At 68.2% G+C, this 2,033-nt stretch carries 2 protein-coding genes; both read right to left on the minus strand.

The genetic code is table 11. The features are described 5' to 3' along the window. Positions 1 to 1,140 (minus strand): hypothetical protein (locus tag H928_RS32515; protein ID WP_021027853.1); only part of this gene is annotated, 1,140 nt, incomplete at its 3' end. A 17-nt stretch (positions 1,141 to 1,157) separates the two neighbouring features. Next, positions 1,158 to 2,033, minus strand: an 876-nt coding sequence (locus H928_RS0118555) for an amidase family protein (RefSeq protein WP_021027854.1), incomplete at its 5' end; no start/stop codon positions are given.

Here is a 2,033-nt window from a genome sequence, read left to right on the forward strand (position 1 = left end):
CAGGCGCGCAATCAAGGGCCCCAGCTGCTGGGCGGCCTGGCCGTACTGGCCTTGGGCATGGGCCAGCAGGCCGCGCGCGGCGGGCAGGCAGACATCCTGCCAGGCGGTGCGCAGGCGGGGCTGCACTTGCGCATTGGCATGGCCCTGCATGCTGGCCAGCAGCTGCTGCGCGGCCTGCCATTGCCCGGCGCGTGCCAGGCCGTAGAGGTACTGCAGGTCCAGAAACGGCAGCACATGGTCATGCTGGCGCTGCAGCAGATAGGGGCTGAGCTGCTGCCAGCGCTGGCCGACATCGACGCCTTCGAGCTCCAGCCGCGCCAGCAGTGAGATGGAACCGATCTGGTCCTGCGAATAGGCCGGCACCACGCCCCAGACCTGGCTGTCATGCAGCTGCAGGGCCTCGTCGTGGCGCGCATCCTCCATCAGGAACAGCGCCAGGTGCCACCAGTTGTGCGTCTGCATGAAGGAGTTGAGCCCCGTCCAGCTGCTGCTCGCGTTTTGCATAAAGGCCAGGCCCTCGTCCACGCGGCCTTGGGTCAGCAGTACATGGGCCAGTGCATGGTGGGCCCAGGGCTCCTTGAAGCGCAGCTGCAGCGCATGGCGCGCTGCGCGCTCGGCCTGGCCCAGCAGATGGCATTGCTCATAGGCAAAGGCCAGCATGCCGTGGAAGTAGGGGATATCGGCGCAGTGCGGCTGGGCGGCCAGCGCCATGCGCAGCATGGCCGGGGAATCGCCCAGGTTGAAGGCATGGTAGTGCGCGAGCTTGAGCGCGGCCAGATCGCGCGGGTAGTGGTGGACCAGTGCTTCCAGCCGTTGCGCGGCCAAGGGCGTGTCGCCATCGGCCCAGGCCTCGATGGCGGCCAGCCACTGCGCTTCGCGGTCATGGGCCTGCGCCAACTGGCTGCGGGCGCGCTGCAAAAAGGGCCGCGCCTGCTGGGCGGCCTGGGCATCTTCGGCAAACAGATGGAGCGCGGCGCACCAGGTTTGCACCAGTGGGCTGGGGTCCTGCGCGGCGATGTCCAGGATGCGCAGCACGCGCATCTCGCAGGCGGCAAAGCCTTCTGCAAAATCGTTCAGGTAGGGCAGGGCGGCCGCATCGCTGCTGACCGGGTTGCCATACAGGTCCTGCTGTGTGCCCATGCGCTGCGCTCCTTGGCTCAGGCCTGGGGCGGCTGGGGCCAGGGCTTTTGCGGGCCGCGGATCTGCTCGAAAGCGCGCGACAGCTGCAGCACGCCCAGGTCGTCAAAACGCGCGCCGGCAATCTGCAGGCCAATGGGCAGGCCAGCGGCGGTGTAGCCGCAGTTGATGGAGGCGGCCGGCTGCTCCGACATGTTGTAGGGCACGGTAAAACCGATGTGCTCCAGCGGGCGCAGGGGGTCGTTGGTGGGCGATGCCCATTCGGCATCAAACGCGACATGCGGCGCCACGGGCGAGATCACAAAGTCAAATGCACTGCAAGCCTTGACGGTGGCCAGGCGCACCTGGTGGAACTGCTGGCTGGCCTGGAACACTGCGCTGCCGCTCATGCCCTCGGCGCTCTCGGCCCAGGCACGGATATAGGGCAGCACCTTGTCGCGCTGCGCGCTGCTGAGCGCCTGCAGATCGCTCAGCGAGCGCATGCGCCAGAAGCGGTCCATGCCGTCCAGCATCGCAGGCGTCATGAAGGGCTGCATCGGTGTGATCTGGGCGCCAGCGGCTTCCAGCAGCGCTGCGGCCTGTTCAATGGCCGCGCGCACCTCGGGCTGCAGCGGCAGGCCGCAGCCGGCATCGAGCAAGAGGCCAATGCGTTTGCCCCGGATAAAGTCCGCGCCGGTGCTGGCCACGGTGCTCCAGGCGATGTCCTGCGGCGGCAGGCTCATCGTGTCGCGCACATCGGGGGCCGACAGCACCTGCATCATCAGTGCCGAGTCATCCACGCTGCGCGTCATCGGACCGGCGGCACGGCCTTGGTAGGGCGGGTCGATGGGGATGCGGCCCAGGCTGGGCTTGAGGCTGTAGATACCGCACCAGCTGGCCGGCAGGCGCAGCGAGCC

This window comes from Comamonas sp. B-9 (genome assembly GCF_000410635.1).
In the GTDB taxonomy this organism is placed as follows: Bacteria; Pseudomonadota; Gammaproteobacteria; order Burkholderiales; family Burkholderiaceae_C; genus Comamonas.